23 protein-coding genes are annotated in these 23,842 nt (G+C 48.6%); 17 read left to right on the plus strand and 6 right to left on the minus strand.

What is annotated here, in order from left to right:
• The first annotated feature begins 63 nt into the window (after positions 1 to 63).
• The 16 genes from HMPREF9161_RS01535 (at position 64) to HMPREF9161_RS01610 (ending at position 13,984) form a co-directional block, all read left to right on the plus strand.
• The gene (locus HMPREF9161_RS01535) at positions 64 to 1,350 is read left to right on the plus strand and encodes a M18 family aminopeptidase (RefSeq protein ID WP_009727914.1); all 1,287 of its coding nucleotides are present in this window, start codon (positions 64 to 66) and stop codon (positions 1,348 to 1,350) included.
• A 65-nt stretch (positions 1,351 to 1,415) separates the two neighbouring features.
• A complete protein-coding gene (dtd, locus tag HMPREF9161_RS01540) occupies positions 1,416 to 1,859 on the plus strand; it encodes a D-aminoacyl-tRNA deacylase (RefSeq protein WP_009727915.1) in 444 nt (147 codons plus the stop codon).
• 1 nt (position 1,860) lies between these two features.
• A complete protein-coding gene (locus HMPREF9161_RS01545) occupies positions 1,861 to 3,093 on the plus strand; it encodes an aminopeptidase (RefSeq protein ID WP_009727916.1) in 1,233 nt (410 codons plus the stop codon).
• A gap of 18 nt (positions 3,094 to 3,111) precedes the next feature.
• Complete coding sequence (locus tag HMPREF9161_RS01550; protein ID WP_009727917.1) at positions 3,112 to 3,759, plus strand: hypothetical protein; 648 nt, start codon at positions 3,112 to 3,114, stop codon at positions 3,757 to 3,759.
• On the plus strand, positions 3,756 to 4,673 hold the full coding sequence (locus HMPREF9161_RS01555) for a YitT family protein (protein ID WP_009727918.1): 918 nt from the start codon (positions 3,756 to 3,758) through the stop codon (positions 4,671 to 4,673). Before HMPREF9161_RS01550 ends, HMPREF9161_RS01555 begins: the two co-directional genes overlap by 4 nt.
• A 5-nt stretch (positions 4,674 to 4,678) precedes the next feature.
• The gene (locus HMPREF9161_RS01560; protein WP_009727919.1) at positions 4,679 to 5,401 is read left to right on the plus strand and encodes an MBL fold metallo-hydrolase; all 723 of its coding nucleotides are present in this window, start codon (positions 4,679 to 4,681) and stop codon (positions 5,399 to 5,401) included.
• Between the two features lie 35 nt (positions 5,402 to 5,436).
• The gene (locus HMPREF9161_RS01565) at positions 5,437 to 6,051 is read left to right on the plus strand and encodes a peptidylprolyl isomerase (protein WP_009727920.1); all 615 of its coding nucleotides are present in this window, start codon (positions 5,437 to 5,439) and stop codon (positions 6,049 to 6,051) included.
• Positions 6,051 to 6,407: a GIY-YIG nuclease family protein gene (locus HMPREF9161_RS01570; RefSeq protein ID WP_009727921.1), complete on the plus strand. Its 357-nt coding sequence runs from the start codon at positions 6,051 to 6,053 to the stop codon at positions 6,405 to 6,407. The genes HMPREF9161_RS01565 and HMPREF9161_RS01570 overlap by 1 nt, the downstream gene beginning before the upstream one ends.
• Positions 6,364 to 6,834 carry a transcription elongation factor GreA gene (gene greA / locus HMPREF9161_RS01575; protein ID WP_009727922.1) on the plus strand — a complete coding sequence of 157 codons (471 nt, stop codon included), beginning with the start codon at positions 6,364 to 6,366 and terminating at the stop codon, positions 6,832 to 6,834. Before HMPREF9161_RS01570 ends, greA begins: the two co-directional genes overlap by 44 nt.
• An 11-nt stretch (positions 6,835 to 6,845) precedes the next feature.
• A complete protein-coding gene (gene lysS, locus HMPREF9161_RS01580; RefSeq protein WP_009727923.1) occupies positions 6,846 to 8,336 on the plus strand; it encodes a lysine--tRNA ligase in 1,491 nt (496 codons plus the stop codon).
• 256 nt (positions 8,337 to 8,592) lie between these two features.
• Complete coding sequence (locus HMPREF9161_RS01585; protein ID WP_009727924.1) at positions 8,593 to 9,543, plus strand: malate dehydrogenase; 951 nt, start codon at positions 8,593 to 8,595, stop codon at positions 9,541 to 9,543.
• 142 nt (positions 9,544 to 9,685) lie between these two features.
• On the plus strand, positions 9,686 to 9,967 hold the full coding sequence (locus HMPREF9161_RS09670; protein WP_009727925.1) for a hypothetical protein: 282 nt from the start codon (positions 9,686 to 9,688) through the stop codon (positions 9,965 to 9,967).
• Positions 9,957 to 10,430 carry a tRNA adenosine(34) deaminase TadA gene (gene tadA / locus HMPREF9161_RS09675; RefSeq protein ID WP_037348529.1) on the plus strand — a complete coding sequence of 158 codons (474 nt, stop codon included), beginning with the start codon at positions 9,957 to 9,959 and terminating at the stop codon, positions 10,428 to 10,430. The genes HMPREF9161_RS09670 and tadA overlap by 11 nt, the downstream gene beginning before the upstream one ends.
• A 188-nt stretch (positions 10,431 to 10,618) precedes the next feature.
• Entirely contained in the window at positions 10,619 to 11,245 is a 627-nt protein-coding gene (locus tag HMPREF9161_RS01600) for a DUF47 domain-containing protein (RefSeq protein ID WP_009727926.1), read from the plus strand.
• Positions 11,238 to 12,236 (plus strand): inorganic phosphate transporter, encoded by a 999-nt coding sequence (locus tag HMPREF9161_RS01605; RefSeq protein ID WP_009727927.1) that lies wholly within the window; start codon positions 11,238 to 11,240, stop codon positions 12,234 to 12,236. The genes HMPREF9161_RS01600 and HMPREF9161_RS01605 overlap by 8 nt, the downstream gene beginning before the upstream one ends.
• A 131-nt stretch (positions 12,237 to 12,367) precedes the next feature.
• Positions 12,368 to 13,984, plus strand: a complete 1,617-nt coding sequence (locus HMPREF9161_RS01610; RefSeq protein ID WP_009727928.1) for a nucleoside kinase — start codon at positions 12,368 to 12,370, stop codon at positions 13,982 to 13,984.
• Between the two features lie 59 nt (positions 13,985 to 14,043).
• Here HMPREF9161_RS01610 and HMPREF9161_RS01615 read toward each other — a convergent pair whose 3' ends face one another.
• The gene (locus HMPREF9161_RS01615) at positions 14,044 to 15,432 is read right to left on the minus strand and encodes a pyruvate carboxylase subunit B (RefSeq protein WP_009727929.1); all 1,389 of its coding nucleotides are present in this window, start codon (positions 15,430 to 15,432) and stop codon (positions 14,044 to 14,046) included.
• Positions 15,433 to 15,677: 245 nt separating this feature from the next.
• On the opposite strand from HMPREF9161_RS01615, the gene HMPREF9161_RS01620 reads away from it, so the two are divergent.
• On the plus strand, positions 15,678 to 16,634 hold the full coding sequence (locus HMPREF9161_RS01620; protein ID WP_009727930.1) for a D-2-hydroxyacid dehydrogenase: 957 nt from the start codon (positions 15,678 to 15,680) through the stop codon (positions 16,632 to 16,634).
• Positions 16,635 to 16,637: 3 nt separating this feature from the next.
• Here HMPREF9161_RS01620 and HMPREF9161_RS09680 read toward each other — a convergent pair whose 3' ends face one another.
• The 5 genes from HMPREF9161_RS09680 to HMPREF9161_RS01635 all read right to left on the minus strand — a co-directional run bounded on the left by HMPREF9161_RS09680 (position 16,638) and on the right by HMPREF9161_RS01635 (position 23,814).
• The gene (locus HMPREF9161_RS09680) at positions 16,638 to 17,174 is read right to left on the minus strand and encodes an HD domain-containing protein (RefSeq protein ID WP_009727931.1); all 537 of its coding nucleotides are present in this window, start codon (positions 17,172 to 17,174) and stop codon (positions 16,638 to 16,640) included.
• Between the two features lie 18 nt (positions 17,175 to 17,192).
• A complete protein-coding gene (locus tag HMPREF9161_RS09685; protein WP_071599602.1) occupies positions 17,193 to 17,513 on the minus strand; it encodes a YerC/YecD family TrpR-related protein in 321 nt (106 codons plus the stop codon).
• Between the two features lie 107 nt (positions 17,514 to 17,620).
• The gene (locus HMPREF9161_RS01625) at positions 17,621 to 18,574 is read right to left on the minus strand and encodes an HlyD family secretion protein (protein ID WP_037348530.1); all 954 of its coding nucleotides are present in this window, start codon (positions 18,572 to 18,574) and stop codon (positions 17,621 to 17,623) included.
• Between the two features lie 56 nt (positions 18,575 to 18,630).
• Positions 18,631 to 21,249 carry an alanine--tRNA ligase gene (alaS, locus tag HMPREF9161_RS01630; RefSeq protein ID WP_198002169.1) on the minus strand — a complete coding sequence of 873 codons (2,619 nt, stop codon included), beginning with the start codon at positions 21,247 to 21,249 and terminating at the stop codon, positions 18,631 to 18,633.
• A gap of 87 nt (positions 21,250 to 21,336) precedes the next feature.
• Entirely contained in the window at positions 21,337 to 23,814 is a 2,478-nt protein-coding gene (locus HMPREF9161_RS01635; protein WP_009727934.1) for a DNA translocase FtsK, read from the minus strand.
• Positions 23,815 to 23,842: the final 28 nt, after the last annotated feature.

The raw sequence follows: 23,842 nt of genomic DNA on the forward strand, positions 1-23,842 counted from the left end.
GCAGTACGAAGACCAGCCGATGGGCAGGTCTTTTTCTGTTTATACCACAGAGAAGGTGTAGCTATGACAGTAACGGAAAAATCTTGTGCTGAGGCGCTCATCGATTTTATTCAGGCGTCGCCCTCGCCGTACCACGCGGCGCAAAACCCAAATCCCGCATGGGAGCGACTTTCTCACGATACGATGGATCGCATCCGCCCGGGCAAGATGTTCTACCTGCCGCTCTTTCGGACGGGGGCGGTGATCGTCTCCGTCGGGAAAAATCCGCGCGGGCTGCTGCGGATAGCGTGCGCGCATACGGATTTCCCCTGTCTGCGCATCAAGCCGAATCCCGTCATGTGCGACCAAGGATACGGCAGGCTCAACGTAGAAACCTATGGCGGTCTCATTCGCAATACATGGCTTGACCGGCCGCTCTCCATTGCGGGCGCGGTTACCCTGCGCGGCGCGGATTCCTTTACTCCGGAGCTGCGTCTTGTGGATTTTCGACGGCCACTCGCCGTTATTCCGAACCTCGCGATCCATATGAACCGTAAGGTGAACGAGGGTGTCGAGCTAAAGCCGCAAAAAGATCTCCTGCCGCTCCTGTTCCAAACGGATGCGGTGGGGGATTCCGTAGACGACAGGGGAAGGTTGGAAGCTCTATTGGCGGATCACCTCGGCGTGTGTGCGGAGGATATTCTCTTCTACGATTTGAACGTCTATCCGGTGGAGCGCGGCTGTTTCTTGGGAAGCGGGGAGGAGTTCCTCTCCGCGCCGCGGCTCGATAATCTCTCGTCAGTGAAAGCGTGTTTTGACGCCATCGCACAGGTGCCGGAGGAGGGGGTCTCTGTCGCCGCGCTCTTTGACAACGAGGAGGTCGGCAGCCGGACAAAGCAGGGCGCGGGATCTTTGGCGCTGTCCATGATTTTGGAGCGCGTTTATTTGGCACTCGGCTTCGCGCGGGACGAGTATCTGCGTGCGGTGCTTGGCGGGCTCTGCATCTCTGCGGACGTTGCCCACGCGCTGCACCCGAATACGCCCGAAAAGGCAGATCCAACGAACCGCCCGCTGCTGAACCGCGGCGTCGTGCTCAAGGTCGCCGCAAGTCAGTCCTATGCGTGCGACCCGGAGGCGTTCGCGGCGGTGAAAGATATTTGTCTGCGTGAAAATATTCCGCATCAGGTGTTTACGAATCATTCGGATGCGCGGGGCGGTGCGACGCTCGGCTCGATCCTATCGACGCTGCTCCCGATGAAGACCATGGACATCGGCGTGCCGATTCTCGGGATGCATTCCGCGCGCGAGACGATGGGGCGGAGCGACCAATATGCGCTGACGCATCTCCTCACCGCCTTTTTTTCTGCGTGAGATAGGACAGTTCGCGCTGAACGTGTTATAATGAAGCACATTACGACGGGAAGGGAGACGGTCATATGCGTGCGGTAGTGACGCGCGTCAGCGAAGCGGCTGTCCGCATCGACGGTGAAGTGAATGGTCAAATCGGTCGCGGGTATTTTATTCTCCTCGGCATCGGTCCTTTGGATACGGAGGCAGAGGCAATGCGTCTCGCGGAGAAGATCGTGCATCTGCGCGTCTTTTCCGATGCGGCGGGCAAGATGAATCTCGCGCTCGCGGACGTTGGCGGTAGTGTGCTCATTGTCTCCCAATTTACGCTGTATGCCGATCTGAAAAAGCGGCGTCCCGGATTTTCCCGTGCGGCAAAACCGGAGACGGCGATTCCGCTGTATGAAAAGTTCATCGCGTGCATGGCGGCGCACGATGTTCCCGTGGAATGCGGCGTGTTCGGCGCAAACATGCAGGTCTCCTCGGTGAACGACGGGCCCGTTACGTTACTGTTTGATACGGATGAGGTGTGAGATGAGGGAGGATATTCTAAAGAAATACGCGGCTCTTGTCGTCCGCGTCGGCGTTAATTTGCAGCCGTCACAACCGCTCGTCATACGCGCGCCGATCGGGTGCGCGGCGTTTGCCCGCGCGCTCTCAGCGGAGGCGTTTGCCGCGGGCGCATACGATGTCGCTGTGCATTGGAGTGACGAGGAGTTAGAGCACATTCGCTACCAACACGCGCCCGTGGAACGCTTTGAGGAGTTCCCCGCGTGGCGAAAACTCTTTTACGACGATCATGCGAGGCGTGGCGCGGCTTTTATCTCTATCGCCGCAAGCGATCCGGATATTTTTTCCGATATTGCGCCGGAAAAATTAACGGCAGCGCACCTCTCGGCGGGCAAAACCCTCGCCGACTACCGCAACCGACTGATGAGCAACCGAAATACATGGTGCGTCGTCTCAATGCCAACGCCCGCGTGGGCGCACAAGGTGTTCCCCGAGGCTGCGGAGGATGCTGCGGTCGCGCGGCTTTGGGAGGAGATTCTAAAGGCTGTGCGTATCACGCCGGAGAACGAGCCCGTGGCAGTATGGAAATCTCACATCGATACGCTGCAAAACAGAGCGGCATTTCTCAATCAATGCGATTTCGCCGAACTGCATTATACAAACGGTCTCGGAACGGATTTGCGCATCGAACTCCCCGAGGGGCACCTCTGGATGGGCGGCGCGGAGCTGTCGGCGGACGGCGTGCTCTTTGCCGCGAATATGCCGACGGAGGAAGTCTATACGCTCCCGCGGCGCGGCGGCGTGAACGGAACGGTGGCGGCGTCAAAGCCGCTCCATTTTAACGGAAACGTGATTTACGACATTCGGCTGACCTTCCGCGGCGGGAAAGTCGTCGCGCATACGGCATCGCGCGGGGAGGAGCACCTCAAGAAGCTGCTCGAGACGGACGAGGGGGCGTTGTTCCTTGGCGAGGTTGCGCTCGTACCGTACGATTCCCCGATTTCACGGAGCAATATTCTGTTTTACAACACACTCTTCGACGAGAACGCGTCCTGTCACCTTGCACTGGGCAAGGCATATCCGACCTGCATCAGGGGCGGCGAGGATATGACGGTGGACGAACTCCGCCGCGCGGGCGTGAACGATTCTATTGTCCACGAGGACTTCATGATCGGCACCGACGATCTGTCCGTTGTGGGGCGCACGCGGGACGGCAGGACGATCCGCGTGATGGAACACGGGAATTTCGCATTCTAAGTCATAGAGGTATGAGCGATGCAGGATATTTTGAAACAGTACGTTCGTTGTCTCCTTGTCATATGCGTGGCTGTGCTTTTCCGCACCGTACCCGCGGAGGCGGGAGGGAGCGTTGTAGACGCCGATTTCTCCTACCGGGGCATATCATTGGGGAATACGGAGCAGACGCTGCGTGAAAAATGGGGCGCTCCTACTTTTGAAAAGACGGTCTATGTGCGCGGCATCCGCCTGAACGCCTGTACTTACGGAGATGTGACTGTCTCCGTTGCGGCGGCGAGCGGACGCGTTGCGGATATTGCCCTCGCCGGCGATGCGTACCGTCTGCGGAAAAATATACGAAGAGGCGCGACCGCCGGCTATATCTTTAAGACATACGGCAAGGCGTCCCGGCAGCTGCTCGACGACAATACCTGCTATGTCTATGCGCATCCGGCACATCCTCATTGGCATCTCGTGCTGAATATTGACCCCGAAGGCGGCTTCCTCACGACGGCACGCATCACGATGCTGCCGCTCAGCGATGAGGAGGCGGATGAGATGGCGCTTGCAAACGATGGCGACGCCGATGTGCTCGATCTCGGCAGCAGCTTCATCGCGGCAAAGAGCATCGATGTGTCCGCACTGCCGAAGGAGCAGCCCGTGCGGATCGGAGGATATGCGAAATGATGCATCATGTGCATATGCGCGTCCTTGGGCACCGCGTGATGCGCTATATGGGCATCGCGCTCGGCTGTCTCATCGCGAGCTCCGCCATCAACCTCTTCTTGATTCCCGCGCATCTGCTCACGGGCGGTGCGACCGGCATCGCGATGATCGTCTACTACCTCTTCGGACTGCCAATCGGTATTCAGACCTTTCTCTACAATATTCCTCTGCTCTTTATGGCGTGGAAACTCATGGGGCGGAGCTATACCGTCGACATCATCATCGGCACGGCGATCTTCTCGGCGTTTCTCGATCTCACGCGCCCGCTGAACGCGTATGCGCCCGTCAGCGACATGATGCTGACGACCGTATACGGCGGTGTGTTCGCGGGGCTCGGCTATGGACTCGTATTCCGCATGAACGGCAGTACGGGGGGATTTGACATCCTTGCCGCCATTGTTCGAAAATACTACGACCTGCATATGGGCGGCGTCCTCTTTGCAATGAACTGTCTCATCATGCTCATCGCGGCGTTCCTGTTCGGCATGGCGCCCGCGATGTTCACGCTCATCTATATGTTCATCAACGCGACGGTCGTCGATAAGATCGTCGCAGGCTTCAACCACCGCAAGGCGGTGCTCATCGTCTCCGATAAATACCGCGAAATCGCGGAGAACATCATCGACGAGATGCACCGCGGCGTCACCTTCCTGCACGGGCAGGGCGCTTATACGCGCAGGGAACGAAACGTCGTCTTTGTGGCGGTGGGGACGACGCAGGTGGGCAAATTAAAATTCATCGTTCACAACGTCGACCCTCATGCGTTCGTCATTATCATGTCCGCAAACGAGGTCATGGGGCGCGGATTCGGGCGCATCAATCAAAACGACGCGTCCGCCTCCGACGAGGACGACAATGAACACGAAAGGAAGTGAACTGTATGGCGGATGCACACACGATTGATGTGACCTATTTGCTCAACAGCGGATTTCTCGTCCACGTGGACGATGTACTGCTCATCTTTGATGATTTTGACGATCCTGCGGGCGTCGTTCCGCAGGCACTCAAAAAGGGCGGCTATGACAAGGTATATTTCCTATCCTCGCATGCGCATTTTGACCATTTCAGCCCGCATATCGCGCAGTATGGAGCGGAGACGACGCGCTATATCCTCAGTGCGGACATCCGCAGCGTGCCGGGGGCATCCCGCATCCCGCAGGACAAGGTCGTCTGGATGCCGATCTATGACGCGTGGCAGGACGATACGATTGCCGTGACCTCGTTTTCATCAACCGACGAGGGGACGTCGTTTCTCGTTGAGACGCGTGGACGCAGGATCTTCCATGCGGGGGATTTCAATTGGTGGGATTGGCTCGGTGATACCGCGGAGAATCGAAAACTCGCGGAAAACGGCTTCCGTAAGCAGATGAAGCGGCTCAAAGGGCTGTCATTCGATCTTGCGTTCTTTCCCGTGGACGGGCGTCTTGAGGCGTCGATGGATCGCGGGGCGAAGGAGTTTTGCGCAGAGACCAATCCGGGCGCGCTCGTGACCATGCATTCGGTCGGCTATCCCGCGTGGCAGCCGCCGGCGAATTTCTTCGCACCGGGGCGGGAGATTCCCGTGTGGTCGCCGCGCATTTCGGGAGAAATGCAATCTTTTTGAAATATGTATTGAAATATGAGGTGGCTTTCGGTAGAATGGGGAAGAATTTCTATATCCTTGCGCTCTGTCTCGTCGTTGTGGCTGCCGGCATATTTTTTGCGGCGCACAACGGCAGTGCGGGGATGTCGTTCAATATGCTTTTGGATCAGGATAAAGGAAAAGGAGCGAACGGAATCGTGGCAAACCGTATTGCAGTTTTTACGACCAACAAGGGAACTTTTGAGGTTGAATTATTTGAAGATAACGCGCCGATTACCACAAAGAACTTTATTGATCTCGTGCAGAAAGGCTTCTATGACGGGCTGATCTTCCACCGCGTCATCGACGGCTTTATGATTCAGGGCGGCGACCCGAGCGGCAATGGCACGGGCGGCCCCGGCTACCATATCCCCGACGAGTTCCACCCGGAGCTCAAACACAGCGACGAGGGCATCCTGTCGATGGCGAACGCAGGCCCTAATACGGGCGGCAGTCAGTTCTTCATCACGCTCGCGCCGACACCGTGGCTTGACAATCATCACGCCGTATTCGGCAAGGTCGTCGAGGGCATGGACGTTGTGCGCGAGATCGGGCATACGCCGACGAGTTACGGCGACCGCCCCGTGCATGACGTCGTTATCGAAAAAATCACGCTCAAAGACGCGGAATAATGAACTATGCATATCTCCTCGCCTGTGCGGACGATAGTCTGTACGCGGGGTGGACGAACGATCTCCGGCGGCGGCTCGCCGCGCACAACGACGGCACCGGCTCAAAGTATACGAGAGCGCGCCGTCCGGTGAAGTTCGTGTATGCGGAAGCATTTTCGACCAAGGAAGAAGCGCAAAAGAGAGAATACGAAATCAAAAAAATGCGGCGCAGTGAGCGTCTCTCACTCGTCCGCGCAGGAGAGCGTCGTGCCGATATGGCGGCGCTGCTGTCACATATCAACACGGAAGACGCAGAGCAAAGGAGAATTTTGAATGACGGAAAAGAAAGTCATGCTGACGGAAGACGGGTACAATAAGCTCGTCGAAAAGCTCAACTATCTGAAAAGCGTTCGCCGCATCGAAGTGGCGGAGCGGCTCAAGGCAGCGATCGCCCTTGGCGATCTGTCCGAGAACTCCGAGTATGACGACGCGAAAAACGAGCAGGCGTTTCTCGAAGGCGAGATTCAGGAACTGGAAAATAAAATCCGCAATTCCGACATCATCAAGGCGGGCGACGGGAAATCGGTGACGATCGGGAGCCGCGTCACGGTCAAAGATATCGAGTTCGACGAGGACGAGACCTTCCTCATCGTCGGCTCGACGGAGGCAGATCCGGACGAGGGCAAGATTTCCAACGAGTCGCCGCTCGGCATGGCGCTTCTCGGACAGAAAATCGGCAAAATCATCAACGTGAGCGCTCCTGCGGGCATGATCCGATACAAGATCGTCGACATTAAGAAGTGAAAGGAACACCTATGGCAGAAGAGAGAGAGCAGGATCTTAACGAGATGATGCGCGTGCGCCGCGAAAAGATGGATGCGTTCCGAGAGATGGGCGTCGCTCCGTTCGGACATCGGTTCGAGGTTACGGATTACGCGGCGGAGATCCGTGCGAAGTACGACTATCTCGGCGAGGACGAGGAGGGGGGCGAGGTGCGCATCGCGGGGCGTCTGATGGCGATCCGTGGGCACGGCAAAGCCTCATTCTGCACGCTCAACGACCGCACGGGCAACGTACAGATCTATTTTAAGCAGGACATCCTCGGCGAGAAAAAGTACAAAGAGGAGTTTTGTCGGCTCGACATCGGCGACATCATCGGCATTCGCGGCGTTGTGTTCAAGACGCGGCGCGGTGAAGTCACCGTCCGCGTCGAGGATTTTGATCTGCTGTCCAAATCGTTGCGCCCTTTGCCCGAAAAATTTCACGGACTCAAAGACGTCGATACGCGCTACCGTCAGCGCTATCTTGACCTCATGGTCAATCACGAGGTGCGCGACACCTTCCGCAAACGCGGGAAAATCATACAATCCGTCCGCAATTATTTGGATGAGCGCGACTTCCTCGAAGTCGAGACGCCCGTCCTCTCGACGATCGCGGGCGGCGCCGCGGCACGTCCCTTCATCACGCATCACAACGCGCTCGACATCGATCTCTATCTGCGTATCGCGACGGAACTCAGCCTCAAGCGGCTCATCGTCGGCGGACTCGACCGCGTTTACGAGATGGGACGCATCTTCCGCAACGAGGGCATGGATGTCCGGCACAACCCGGAGTTCACCTCCATCGAGATCTATCAGGCATTCGGGGATTACCGCGACCTCATGGAGATCACCGAGGGCATCGTGCGCCGCGCGGCAGAGGACGTGCTCGGCACAACGAAGATTACATATCAAGGTGTTGATATCGACCTCGGCACAGTGTGTACCGTCAGCATGAACGACGCGGTGCGCGAAGCCACCGGCAAGGACTTTCTCTCCTGCAAGACCGTGGATGAGGCGCGCGCCATGGCAAAGGAGATCGGCGTCCCGTTCGAAGAGCGGCACGGCATCGGCGGGATACTCAACGCCGCCTTTGAGGAAAAGGTGGAAGAGAGGCTCGTTCAGCCCACTTTTATCACCGGGCATCCGACGGAGATCTCGCCGCTCGCAAAACGCAATCCGGACGATGCGCGTATCACGGATCGCTTTGAATTTTTCATCTACGGGCGTGAACTTGCAAACGGTTTCACCGAGCTGAACGATCCCATCGACCAAGAACAGCGCTTCATCGAACAGCTCGCCCAGCGCGAAGCGGGCGATGGGGAGGCGCATGTCATGGATCGCGACTATGTAACGGCGCTCGAGTACGGACTTCCGCCGACGGGCGGGCTCGGCATCGGCATCGACCGTCTCGTCATGCTGCTCACGGACAGTCCCTCCATCCGTGACGTCCTCCTCTTCCCGACCATGAAGCCCGTCGCAGAATAATAATATTCTCACTGAGGCGTATAATAAAAATGGCCGTTATGCTACCAGAATCCACTGTATATATAGCTACTTATAGCTACTCTTTTATTTAATTGGTATGAAGTTTTTCGTGAACTTTTTCACAAACATAATTGATTTTTTTGAGAGAGAATGCTATAATGATTCCATAGATATTATCTATTGATATATCTTGTCTACCATCATATAACTTATTACAAAATGGGGCATAAGCATATTTTTTAAGGAGGAAATACTTATGAAGGTGACTGTGGTTGGCGCCGGTAATGTAGGCGCTACAGTAGCAAATGTAATTACGCTGAAAAAGTTTGCGAGCGAAGTTGTCCTTATTGATATCAAAGAAGGCGTCTCTGAAGGTAAAGCAATGGACATGATGCAGTCCTCGCATGCTTTAGGTTATGACACAACTGTCATCGGTGTTACAAACGACTATGCCGCAACGGCCGCTTCTGATGTCGTCGTTGTTACATCTGGGTTGCCGCGTAAGCCTGGAATGACACGGGAAGAGCTCGTCGGAGTAAACGCAAAGATTGTTAAGGGAGTTGTCGAACAGGCTCTGAAATATTCTCCAAATGCGATCTTCATCATTATTTCTAATCCTATGGATGCAATGACTTATCTCACGTTGAAGTCGACGGGACTTCCTCGTAATCGAGTCATCGGCATGGGAGGCATGCTTGACAGCAGCCGTTTCCGCTATTATTTATCCGAAGCGCTTAATGAGGCCGGTCATCCTGCAACACCGACGGACGTCGACGGAATGGTTATTGGCGGACATAATGACAAGACAATGGTTCCTCTTGTCAGCATTGCAACACTACGAGGGATTCCAGTGACCCAGTTGCTTTCAAAAGAGACGCTAGATGATGTCGTTCAGAAAACGAAGGTGGGGGGGGCCACTCTAACCGGACTTCTCGGTACATCCGCATGGTATGCCCCCGGGGCTTCCGCAGCCACGCTCGTAGAAGCAATTGCTTTGGATGCAAAAAAAGTTATTCCTTGTTGTGTTTATCTCGAGGGCGAATATGGTGAAAAGGGACTTTGTGTTGGCGTTCCCATCGTACTCGGAAAAACCGGCTTTGAAAAAGTCGTTAATGTAAGACTTGAAGGTGAAGAGAAAACAAAATTTGGTGAAAGCGTGCAAGCTGCACGGGAAGTCAATGCACAGTTAGGCGATGCGCTAAAGTAAAATACTATTTTCATCGTGTACTGAAAAATGACCTTTGTAAATAAATGCGGAGGTCATTTTTATTTAAGTTTTTAATAAAGAAAACGATTTTATTTATAGAAGAAAGAATAGTATGTTAATATCAAAGTAGGAGGTGGAGAGTATGCTTGAACGTATTCGTCGAATTACGCGCGTAAAGCAATTGAAATTCAGTAGTGATGAGCTTTTTGAACGAAAAAAAGGGTATGAAGAAAATGATCGGCGTAAAACATTTTCGTCTATATTCAAAGATGAAATACAAAAGAAACAAAAAGACATAGGGGATAAACCTCACAAAACAAACGAGGCATATTCTCTTGAAGTCGGACGGCCTACACAATCTCTTTTTTATGAAGGGAAAGCTGATATTTCTAACGTACAGGAGAAATTAACCAATGCCGGATGATATTACCGGAATGCGGTTAGCTCTTCTAGAAGCAGAACATGCCTACACACTTGGAGAAGTTCCAATAGGCGCCGTTATTTTAGACTGTTCGGGAGAAATTATTTCTACCGGATATAATCTACGTGAAACCACACACGATGCGACAGCGCATGCTGAACTTATTGCAATTCAACGTGCCTGTCATAAATTGGGACGCTGGAGACTAAATGGTATGACCTTGTATGTCACAATTGAACCCTGTCCCATGTGCGCCGGAGCAATTGTCATGAGCCGTATCAGTCGTGTCGTCTACGGCGCGCCGGACATAAAAGCCGGAGCTTGTGAGTCCCTTTTTAATATTCCTGGGTGTGCTGCGCTAAATCATCAACCGGAGATATGTGCTAATGTATTAGCTGATGAATGTTCTTCTATTATTAAACAATTCTTCCGTGAACGACGACATAAAAATACTGCCGTACTTTAAAAAGCTTTCGATCATGCAAAAATATACTTGCTGATTGAAAGCTTTTTCGTAAAAAATAATAATAAAATTGTTTCTATATATGTGTTTGAATTTTGTCTTGCTGTCAATGCTAAATAATGATATTATTGCATCGTAGACTTTTGATATGTGCCTCTAAACTTGCACATTGTAGGAAGGATCTTTATATTATGTTTAATTTCAAACAAAAAGACGGCGAGTTCTTCAGTCTCTTCCTAGAAAGTGCTAAGTTTTTTCATGAAGGTGTTTTAGTTCTGAATGAAGTGATGAAAGACTATACATGTGCAAGTAAAAAAGTCGAAGAAATCGATCGTATTGAACATGAAGCGGATAATGTAAACGATCGTATTATTGATAAGTTAAATCTTACATTTATTACACCCATTGATCGCGAGGATATTTATGCTCTTGCGAACAATTTAGACGACGGGGTAGATCTACTGCAAGGAACATTACAGCGATACAATATGTATCATGTCGGCAAACCGATGCAGGGCGCGATCAAACTTACCGAATTACTCATTTTGGCCACTGAAGAAGTAGTTTGTGCAATTTCGTTTTTGGATAATATACGAAAAAATCAAGTTCAAATTCTGGATGCTTCACATAAAATTGAACGCTATGAAAGCGAAGGTGATTCCATCTACCGTCAAGAAGTAGCATACCTTTTTGAGCATGAAAAGGATGCGATTGAACTCATACGATGGAAGGATATTTTAGAACAATTAGAAGATACGCTCGATCACTGTGAACTCATTGCCGATATGCTGCGGGGAGTGGTAATGAAATATGCCTGATTTGCAGCTTTTAATTTTTTTAGTGATTCTTTTGGCATTGATTTTCGATTTTATCAATGGCTTCCATGATACAGCGAACGCGATAGCGACTTCCGTTTCAACGCGGGCAATTCATCCGCAGCATGCCATCATCATGGCGGCTGTTTTGAATTTTCTCGGTGCTATGTATAGTACGGGGGTTGCAAAAACTATCGGCTCTGATATTGTGAAATCTGCGGGACATGTTGATGAACATGTCCTTATTGCCGCATTATTTGGCTCTATTATATGGAATATTGTCACATGGCGTTTTTCTATGCCATCGAGCAGCTCACACGCACTGATTGGCGGTGTCATAGGGGCTGTTCTCATGTCTTCTGTCGGGGCTGATGGGCTAAACTTTTATGGAATTGGCAAAATTATTCTTTCATTGATTCTTTCTCCATTGATCGGATTGGTATCCGGGTGTATTATCATGTCGTTTCTCTTTCGATTCTTCGGTCGCTTTCGACCGACATCCATCAACGGTAAGTTTAAAAAGATGCAGATATTGTCGGCTGCGACAATGTCATTTTCTCATGGGTCAAACGATGCGCAGAAGTCTATGGGCATTATCACGCTTGCCTTATTATCCGGAGGATATATCGATGCATTTGAAGTGCCGACGTATGTCAAGGTATTAGCGGCAACGGCAATGGCATGTGGTACCGCGGCAGGCGGATGGCGCATTATTAAAACAATCGGAGGGAAAATATTTAAACTCCAGCCGATTTCAGGTTTTGCAGCTGATCTCAATTCCTCTATTATCATATTTGGTGCAACGCTTCTCCATTTGCCCGTGAGTACGACACATGTGGTCTCCGGGTCAATTATGGGGGTCGGCGCCGCAAAGCGCATCAATGCCGTGCGTTGGGGAGTTGCAAGACAAATGGTTATTGCATGGATATTGACGATCCCTTGCACCGCCGTTATGGGTGCATTGACATATAAACTAGTCACCTTTCTAATTTAGATACTTAAATACCTATACAAAATAAAATCCTGCATTATAAATAGGCAGGATTTTTATGTATGTAATGAGCGTAGGGACATAAAAAACGCAAGACTGTTTCTATCGACTATGAGATGAGGAGGGTATATCAAATGGTGAAAACACTACTTGAAATGGCAAAAGAAAAACAAAATGAATACTCTAGTTTAATCGTTGCCGCTATCGTTGATGGAGAGGTTCGAGACCTGCAATCATCACATCATGAAACCAATGATATTAAATTCATCGAGCTAAATTCTCGTCTTGGTTGGAGAATCTATCGGCGGTCTATACTGTTTCTTTTAATCGTAGCCGTACATGAATTAGACAGAGATGCAGAGGTAATTGCAAAATTTACAGTGAATAAGGGATTATTTTGTGAAATACAATGCTCAAAAAAGAACGTCGACGCCCAGTTCGTAAAAGAAATTGATGTGATAATGCGGAAAATGATTGCCGGAAATCTATCTTTTTTCAAGTACTCTATTTCGCGAGAAGAAGCACTCGATCTTTTTCGCAAAGAAGGTAGATATGGGAAAGTGAACCTTATATCGGAACTTCCACAGTCTTATATTAGTTTATATACATGTAAATCTTACTCAGATTATCTGTACGGCCCAATGCTTCATGAAACAAAAGGATTAAATCACTTTGAACTGGATTATGAAAAAAATGGGGTACTAATCCGTACTCCGGACGAGATGACAAATGGTAAAATACGCAAACGAATACGCCAGCCAAAATTTGAACTGATCCTATCCGAATCTAAAACATGGGCTGACATTTTGGACTGTCGTTATATCTCCGATCTCAATAGAATTAATAAAAGCCATGAGATAGGGGAACTTATTCGGATTTCAGAGGGGCTGCAAGAAAAGAAAATAGCACAGATTGCAGACCATATTTCCTCTAATAGTGATGATACACGTCTCATTCTTATTGCGGGTCCATCTTCCTCCGGAAAGACTTCTTTTGCACAGCGATTGCGCATACAACTACGTGTCAACGGAATGCATCCTATCATGCTCTCTCTAGACGACTATTTTCTCAATCGCGAAGACACACCGCGCAACGAACGCGGAGAATATGACTACGAGTGTCTGGAAGCGCTTGATACAGGGCTTTTCAATCAAAATATGGTCGATCTTCTTGCCGGAAGAGAAGTCCTCCTGCCTCGATTTAATTTCGTTACCGGAAAAAGGGAATGGGGCATGAGCGCCCCCATATCAATTCGATCGAATCAGCCCATTATTATAGAGGGAATTCACGGGCTAAATGAAGCCCTTACAAAGGATATTCCACGAAAAAATAAGTATAAAATATATATAAGCGCATTAACCCAATTGAATATTGATGCTCATAATAGGATTCCAACGACAGACATACGCTTTTTACGCCGTTTGGTACGAGACTATCAATTTCGTGGGTCAAAAGCCATTAAAAGCATCAAACAGTGGCCGGATGTAAGAGCAGGAGAGGAAAAATATATATTCCCATTTCAAGAGGATGCCGATGTTCTTTTCAATTCCGCATTGATTTATGAGGTCGGAGTGTTAAAGAAATACGCGGTTCCGCTACTCAAAGAGATTAAGAAAGGGGACGACGGCTATACGGAAGCCGCCTTAATTCTCCGATTCTTACAGTATGTGAACGAGATAACGGCCGTGGAAGAGATACCGAACAACTCTATTTTACGGGAGTTCATCGGAAAATCAGTATTTTTTTCTTGAATACGAAGAGGGGACAGACGGCAAAACAATCTGTCCCCTTAAATTATTTTAGGAAGCGTTTATTCTTTTACATATGCGGTGATGGGCTTGTAATGCGCCTTGAAGAACTCTTCTGCGACCTGAGGGAAAAGCGCATAGGACAGAACATCCTCGTCGGAAGGATTCAGATATCCTTTACCCTTGAGTTCTTCCTTAAATTCTGCAAACGTCTTCGCCTTGGCGTCTTCGATGGAGCAGTCCTCGATGATGTCCTTGGGATCTATCTTCAAGGTATCCGTTAAGAATGCACGATCGATCTCGACCGGCGTCTTGCCAAATTTTCCACGCGCAAGATCCTTAAACTCGTTTGGAACCATCTTATACCGCTCACCGGTCATGACGTTAAAGGTTGCCATCGTTCCAACGATCTGCGAGGACGGCGTAACAAGCGGAGGATAACCGATGTCCTTTCGAACGCGCGGCATCTCATCAAGGAGATCTTGATATCGGTCTTCCATGCCGGCTTCTTTGAGTTGATTTGCAAGATTGGAAAGCATACCGCCCGGGATCTGGAAGTCAAGGACATTCGGATTGATGTCGAAATATCCTTTTAGATTGAAGGTTTTAATCAGATCTTGCTTCACCTTGAGGAAATGCTTGGAAATTGGCGTCATTGCCTGACGATCAAGCCCCGTGTCGCGTTCCTCGCCCTCAAGCATCGCAACCATCGTCTCCGTACACGGCTGCGAGGTGTCACTGGAGAAGGGGGCAAGCGCCGTATCAATAATATCGACTCCGGCCTCAACAGCCTTGAGATATGTTGCATGACCGAAGCCGGAGGTACAGTGCGTATGCAAATCAATGGGGATTTTCACAGCAGCCTTAAGTTTAGTTATAAGATCTTCGGCGACATAAGGTTTCAGAAGGCCTGACATATCCTTAATGCAGACGGAATGACATCCCATCTCTTCTAATTTAACGGCTAATTCAACAAACATTTCATTGGTATGAACTGGACTGATGGTATACACGAGGCATCCCTGGACATGAGGGGTTTCAGGGCAATGAAGTGCGGCATTAATCGCTACTTTTAAATTACGAATATCGTTGAGTGCGTCGAATATGCGAAATACGCCGACACCATGTGCCGAAGCTTTTTGAACAAACTTTTCTACAACATCGTTGGAATAATGATTATAACCGAGAAGATTTTGTCCGCGCAGGAGCATTTGGATCGGCGTTTTTAAGTGCTTTTTTAAGGTATCTAAACGTTCCCACGGATCTTCATCAAGGAAACGCAAGCATGAATCAAACGTCGCTCCCCCCCAAGCTTCGAGCGCATTGTACCCGATAGCATCAAGTGCCTCAAGCTGTGGGAGCATGTCCGAGATTCTCATGCGGGTTGCCACCAGTGACTGATGTCCATCGCGGAGAACGGTCTCAGTGATTTTTACTGGATTCTTTGCCATAAAAGAACTCACTCCTCGATTAAAAAGTATAATTAAAAATTATATAACCGAATATCTAAATTATAGAATTAAAGCACAGTATTGTCAATCATAAGTTATAAAATTCACATATCCTTTAACTATCCATAATTACCATTATGGATAGTTAAAATAAAAATATAAAAGGGTTTTCTACTATTTCAGCGAATAATTAATATTTAGCGAATGCTGTATAAACTTTATTACCCGCCAGAAAGGATTTATATATGGAGCTGCATCTTCTTTCCTTTGTCAGGTTGAGTGATGAACAGATTGAACTTCTGCATCATGCCGCCCCCGGCTGCAGTGTTACATGCCGGCATCCGGAACAAGCTGTTTCTGTTATGCCCGATATCGATATATTATTAGGATATGATTCACAAATGAATATAGATGCGTTCCTGAAACAGATGCCAAAACTAAAGTGGATTCATGCCTTTAGCGCGGGCGTCGAAATGCTTCTTGCAAGCGAAGCTTTCCGACGTTCAGATATACTTCTCACAAACTCGCGCGGTATCCATGGTATTCCTATGGCCGAGCATGTTCTTGGGACAATGCTCGCATCGAGCCGCAGGTTAATCGAAGCGTGGGAAAATCAAAAAAAACATCGGTGGAGCCGCTTAACTTCCCCTGATGAATTATACGGAAAAACCGCGGCTGTCATCGGACTCGGAAGTATCGGACGAGAGGTCGCAAAACATTTGAAAAATATGGGGATGTGCGTTGTTGCCGTAAAGCAAAAAGAAACAACCGAGCCGTTTGTAGATCAGCTGTTTCCGATAGAACATCTTTCCGAAGCACTCTCTTGCGCAGATTATATCATTGTCACACTTCCGCTGACACCGGAAACAACAAACATGTTTAACCGAGATTTATTCCGCCTCATGAAAAAAGAGGCTTTCTTCATCAATGTATCAAGAGGTGCCGTGGTAAACGAAAGCGATCTCATTGAAGCCCTTACCTCAGGCCGTATTCGCGGGGCCTCTCTTGACGTTTTTGCAGTGGAACCGTTACCGGAGGATTCTCCGTTATGGGATATTCCAAATTTATATATCACGCCGCATTATTCATCGGTTTCGCCAATGTATCTTGACCGTTCTCTCAAGATCTTTCGCAACAACCTCCAGATATTCCCACAGCGTATTGGTATGATGAATGTCGTAGACAAGCTGCGAGGATATTGATCGTTAGTTATATGAATCCGCCCGTTTCAAAATGGAAAGTACCGGAGAATCTTGCGGTACTTCTTTTTTTTGATGCTGCTCTACAATGTCCGCTTCTTTATTACATCCTATCGCACGAAGTTTTTCAGCACCAATTTTGGGGTGACGGCAATAAACATAAAAGGCTGTTCCGATCCTTCCACGGATTCCCCTATAATCTTTTTTTGCGATGAAGATAGGTATTATCGCAGGATAGAAACGGGACACAAGAACAGAAAGAACTTTCCCCCAAACACCAATCGTTCCTTTGGTTTTTCCTATATCATGAAGTAATGCACAGCGAATGAGAAAGATATATTCATCAGAGGATAAGATCCGTTCCTTTCGATAAATCTCTTTTGCAGTAACTGCCACATAAAGCGAATGAAGTCGATCTGAAGGATGCATTGCATAAAAAAGAGTTTGCTCGTCGCCGGTCAGATAGCACCTAATGAATGCATAAGAACGCGCATCTATTTTCCCGAATATCGCCCAATAAAATTGTCGTATACGCTGTATCATGAAAAGTCTCAACTGGATTTACACATAGCGGTCCTCTGTTTGAGGTACATGAGGAAAGAGCTTACTAAGAACAAGCGAATATCCGTCGGCCCCATAATTCAGGCAGCGTTTGACGCGGCTGATTGTCGCCGTGCTTGCTCCTGTTTGCGCTACAATATCTTCGTATGTTCTTCCTTCGTATAGCATATGTGCAACCTCCAGCCGCTGCGCAATAGCTTTTAATTCGGCAATTGTGCATATATCTTCAAAGAACCGGTAACATTCTTCTCTCGTATTCAATAAAATTGTAGCATCGCACAATTGATCTGTCAGATGATCTCTAAGTTTATGATTTGGCATTTTTTATTTTCCCTCAAAAGTCATTTCACACGATAACTCTTTATTATGTCATAGTATAAAATGCTTTATTCGAAAAGTAAAGTGACATATCCTACCGGCGAGATATCTCACGGCATAAAATACAGCTTGATATGATCTGCATCCTCCCCAAGATTCGATTCGTCCGGCGGTATAGATATCACAACACGTTTTCTATCGTTGTCCCCCTCCATATCTGAAATTTCCTGCACCGTTCCCCGTACTTCCATGCGTGCTAGTCGATACCGTACCAACTGCCCCAAGTATACTTTATCTACATCTTCACCATTAACTTCAGCCTCAATCCACGGATGTTCTGCAATGTTCATCTGTAAAAGGACATCTCCCGCTTGAACATGATCTCCTGACGAAATAGGAAGTTCTATGATCATTCCGGCTTTTGATGAAAAAATATTGACTGTTTCTGTTCCGGCTTTTGCTTTCTTTAACGCATCTTCGGCTGCTTTAACTTGTCGTTCTGCAACTTCAATGCTTTTTGCATCGGCAGATATTTTCATTGACACGGGAGATGAATAAGATGATGTGCTTTTGATAACTTCGTAATTTGCAATAGCTTCATCTCTTTTCGCAGCGCTAATTGCGCCCATTTCATAGAGGGATTTCATACGCTCCATTCGATCCTGTGCTTCAAGAAGATCCCGATTATTTTCATCTACATGAATACTTCTCTGCGCGCTTCCAATGGAACCGTTTTGAAGTTGCTCAAGATTTCTTTTTGATAGATCTACATTTTGTTGTAAACGAAAAAGATCTTCGTCGGATAATGTATTCCGGATGGTCATTAACTTAGTCCCCTCTTCAACGAAGCCTCCATCTTCAACTATAAGTGCCTCTATCGTACCGCTGTTCGGCGCGAGTATATTATCTATACGGTGCATTATTTGTCCTTCAACGACGATCACCGCATCATTAGTCTGAGCCGTCCGTATGATGATATAAAAAATACAGACTATCAAGATGAATAACACTGCGCAGGTGCGTCTTATATATTTTTTTAGCGCTATTGTAATATCAACATCCATCCGTATGCCTTTCTAAAAAATGGCTGTCAACATATGTGACAGCCATCCAAGAAAATTTAAATATTTATCTGGCGATGAATAACGGCAATTGCCGCATCAAATGCCTGCGAAATCTTTTCGGGAAATTTTCCGCCTGCCTGTGCCATATCCGGACGTCCGCCGCCGCCGCCGCCTACTTCCTTCGCGGCCTCTTTGATAATATGGCCGGCATGCGCTCCGCTGTTTACGGCACTCTTATCCGCCTTAACGACAAGGCTGACCTTATCATCAATAACTGCGGCAAGAATCACAATCCCGTGATCCAGTTTTTCACAGGTAAGATCGGCGATGATACGAAGTTCATCTATGGAATCGACATTAGCTTTTCCAACGACAACATGGAACAATCCAATCTCGCGGACTCCCATAAGCAGTTTCTGTGCATCGGCTTTATCTCTAAAATCAGCAAATTGACGCAATTGTTCTTGCATAGATTTTCTCTCGTCAAGGATTTTATCGATTTGAGAGGATAGCTCTTCCTGTCTTGTTTTTAATTTGCCGGATATTTCCTGTACGGTACGATAAAGCGTAGACACGTAGGAAAACGCCGCTTTTCCTGTAATAGCCTCGATACGGCGTACACCTGCCGCGACACCGGATTCTCCAACGATCTTAAAGAGTCCAATCTGCCCAGTATTGCTGACGTGCGATCCGCCGCACAATTCGATACTGAACCCGGGAACGCTGACCACACGGACAACATCGCCGTATTTCTCGCCAAAGAGCGCCATGGCGCCCATATTCCTGGCTTCTGCAATCGGCATCATAGAGATATCGAGATCGACAGAACGCAAAATCTCTGCGTTTACCAACTCCTCAATATCACGGAGTTGCTGCTGCGTAACGGGTTCAAAATTAGTAAAGTCAAAGCGTAACCGCTCCGGTGTCACCAAGGAGCCTGCCTGTTTGACATGAGCGCCCACAACACGTTGGAGCGCCGCTTGGAGAAGATGGGTCGCCGTGTGGTTACGCGCAGAGGAGAGTTTTCGCTCCCTATTCACCGTAATGTCCACGCGGTCGCCACGATGGATTTCTCCTTCTTCCACATAGGCAATATGATAAATCGTACCGTCGGGAAGTTTTTTTGCATTGCTGATCGAAATATATCCGAGATCGCTGCGTAGCATCCCTTCATCTCCGACTTGCCCGCCGCCCTCGGCATAGAACGGTGTTCTATCGAGGATGATCCCCGCGCTCTCACCGTCATGAAGTGATTCAACAATTTCGCCCTCATGCCAAATCGCTGCGACGACGGCTTCTTTGGCGGTAGGGTCGGAACACAGGGCACTCGTATCAATATTTGACAGATCAGGTACGGCAACCGCCTGATTCTCTGCACGCGCACTGCGCGCACGGTTTCTCTGTTCTTCCATCTTTTTGTCGAAATCTACACCGTCCAGTGTGATGCCGTGTTCATGCAGAATTTCTTCCGTTAACTCGCGCGGAAATCCATAGGTATCATAGAGTTTGAATCCGACGTCTCCCGGCAGGACAAGCTTGTTTTCCTCTTTAAGACGATCGATCTCACCGTTCAGCAGCTCCATGCCCTGCGCAAGTGTCGATGCAAAGCGTTCCTCCTCGACACGGATCACGCGTTTGATGTATTCTTGTTTTGCTGTGAGTTCGCTGAAATCGGGCGCACCGCGGAAAATCTCAACGACAGCATCCACTGCACCGTCAAGGAACGGCTCCGTAATGCCAAGCATACGTCCGTGCCTGATCGCACGGCGCAGCGTGCGGCGCAGGACATAGCCGCGCCCTTCGTTGGACGGCAGGATACCGTCCATGATCATGACGGAGATAGAACGTGCATGATCCGCGATCACCTTGAGCGAAATATCTTTGCGTTTGTCTGCGCCGTATGCGATACCCGAAATCTTCGACGCATAGGCGATGATCGGGTAGAGAAGGTCCGTCTCGAAGTTCGTTTCTTTATTTTGAACGACGGAAGCAAGCCGCTCCAAGCCGCAGCCGGTATCGATGTTTTTATGTGCAAGAAGGTTGTATTCCCCGTCCTCGGTACGATCGTATTGTGTAAAGACCAAATTCCAAATTTCAAGGAAGCGATCGCAGTCGCAGCCGACGCCGCAGGTAGGTTCTCCGCAGCCGCGTTCTTCGCCCAAATCGATATAGATCTCGGAGTCCGGGCCGCAGGGGCCGGGACCAATCTCCCAAAAATTGTCCTTTAACGGAACAATATGATCCGGTAGCAGCCCCGGCTGTTCAAGCCAAATGGAGCTCGCTTCCTCGTCATCCGGATAAATGGAGATCCACAGCTTCTCCTTCGGAAGTTCTACCACCTCCGTTAAAAACTCCCAAGCCCAAGGGATTGCCTCTTTCTTAAAATAATCCCCAAAGGAAAAGTTCCCCAGCATTTCGAAGAACGTCTGATGCCGCGCCGTACGCCCGACATTCTCTATATCGCCTGTGCGAACGCAACGCTGAGACGTTGTGATACGGGGACACGGCGGTTTCATTTTACCTGTAAAAAAGGGCTTCAAAGGAGCCATTCCGGCGCCTATTAAAAGAAGAGACGGATCATCTTCAGGAATCAGAGAGTAACTTGCCAGACGAAGATGGCCTTTTTTTTCTGCGAAGAACTGAAGATAGGCTTCCCGTAACTCGTTACCGGTCATATATTTCAATCTAGACACCCTCCTAAAAGTATCGTGGGGAAATACCGATTGAGCGTAAGTATATCATAGAATTTAAAAAATTACACCCTATTGCATAATACTCTTCACAAGCTCTTGCGCCTGTTCCGTTGTTACGAGAATCTCACGCGGTTTATTCCCTCCCGCACTGGGACCTATAATGTGGAGTTCCTCCATCGCGTCGACTAAACGCGCTGCTCGTGAATAGCCGACACGGAATTTTCTTTGAATACTTGAGGATGATGCTTGTCCGGTTGACATGACAAGATCTACGGCATCCGGAAGAAGTTTATCCTGTTTCACAAGAAATTCATCTTCGCCTAGTTCTTCGTTTTCTTTTGCTTCATTTTCTATAAAGTTGACGAGCTCTTCATTTTCACTTACTTCCTGTCCTTGCGCACGGATAAAATCTAATAGGAACTCAACTTCTTCATCGCTGATAAATGCGCCTTGAACACGCATTGGTTTAGAAGCGCCTTGTGGAGAAAACAGCATATCTCCTTTCCCAAGCAATGTCTCGGCACCACCGCGATCCAGAATAGTGCGCGAATCAACCTGCGACGACACGGCAAATGAAATCCTCGACGGCAAATTTGCCTTAATGATACCGGTGATAACGTTCACCGAAGGTCTCTGTGTCGCAAGAATCATATGGATTCCTGCTGCGCGTGCTTTTTGCAGAATACGGCAGATGGCATCTTCAACATCACGCGGAGCAATCATCATAAGATCGGCCAACTCATCGATCACAATGACAATAAACGGAATTTTTTCTTCCACATACCGACGGTTAAATGTCTTAATATCACGGACACCATGATTCGCAAAAATCGTATATCGTTTTTCCATCTCCTGCACGGCCCAATTTAATACGGAAGAGGCTTTTTTAGGATCTGTCACCACCGGGACCATGAGATGTGGGATACCGTTATAATTTGACAACTCCACCATCTTAGGATCAATCAAGATAAATTTTACTTCATCCGGTGCCGCTTTAAACAGAATACTCGAGATTAAGGTGTTAATGCAGACGGATTTTCCTGAACCAGTCGCGCCCGCGACTAATAGATGCGGCATTTTCCCGATATCGGCAAAAATCGCTTGTCCGCTGATGTCTTTTCCTAGTCCGACAGTAAGCTTCGATTTTGCTTCTTGAAATTGTGGATTTTCTAAAACCTCCCGCAACTGAACCCCCTCGAGGATTCGATTCGGTATCTCAATGCCGATGGCCGCCTTGCCCGGAACGGGCTCGATACGGACGGAAGAAGTGGCCAGTTGGAGCGCAATATCCTCCGCTAGATTTGCGATCTTACTTACCTTTACGCCGGGGGCAGGCTCTAGATCATAGCGTGTGACCGCGGGGCCGTGACAAGCACTAATTACCTTTGCATTAACGTGAAAGTTCTCTAACGTTTGCTGTAGGATATGTGCGTTGTCCTCAATCTCCTGTGCTAAAGACTCATTTTCCTGTTTTATATGCTTTGAAAGTATATTAGTAACTTTGGGGAGCTCGTAGGAGTGTTCTTCTCCGGTATGTAAAGAAAAGTTTTCCTCGCTCTCTCGTGTATGCGTCGACTTTTTCATCCTATGAGAAGTCGGCATAGAGTCAATCTCCGTCGTTTCTCTCTCTTCGACTACCGCACCTTCCTTATGTATATCTATACCCTCAGAGCTATAAACGTCTTCTTCATGATCATATAAAACGGGTGCAGAGGTATCCCCGTTTCCTTCTCCCGCCTCTTCTTCGTATTTAATTGGAAAGATCGACTGCCGGTGGGTGGCAGGTATCTGTTCCGCTGCAACCGCAACAGATATCACATTCCGAGCCACATCTTTTTCAGAAAAAAGATGATCGTTCTCTTGATTATATGGAACAGAGGAACGCACTTCGTTTACGATATTCGCTGCTTTCTCTTCAATTTTCTCTCCGACTGCGCTCATTTTCTCATATGTTGTACTGACAACTGTACCGGCAGCAGCGGCTCCTTTTTTTGCTTGTTCTTTCGTGCGAATATATCCGGAAGCAAACGACCATGTCGTCGCCAAAAGAACCGATCCGACAATAATCGTTATGAGAAGAATAATGGCGCCGTCTACGCCAACGAAGAATCGCAGGGCTAAAAGAACACTCCCGCCTAAAAGCCCTCCCCCATCCGTGAGGTTTTGAGGCAGTATTTCCTCCCCGATAGGCACGACAAAATGATGCCATGCCGCAAGGATCGATATAAATAATCCGATCACACCAAAAAAACGCTTCGTATATAATAAGCCTCTATGATGCAGAATATACTGCAAACTCACAATTCCAATGACGAGAATCGCAAATGAGGCCCCCCAGCCAAATAAGTAGCGAAATATATTTGCAAAAAAAATGCCGATAAAACCGACATTCCAACCAAGAAGGCCAACACCTGAGAGTAAGGAAAATGTTAGAAGTACAAGCCCTATAAACTCATATTTTCGTCCTGAACCTTTCGCCGGGGCACTCCCACGGGCTTTCGATGTCCGTCGGCCGGAACTTCGTTTTTTCAATGAGAATCCCTCCATATCACACTATGCCTCCATCTCAAAGAGA

The organism is Selenomonas sp. F0473 (genome assembly GCF_000315545.1).
In the GTDB taxonomy this organism is placed as follows: Bacteria; Bacillota; Negativicutes; order Selenomonadales; family Selenomonadaceae; genus Centipeda.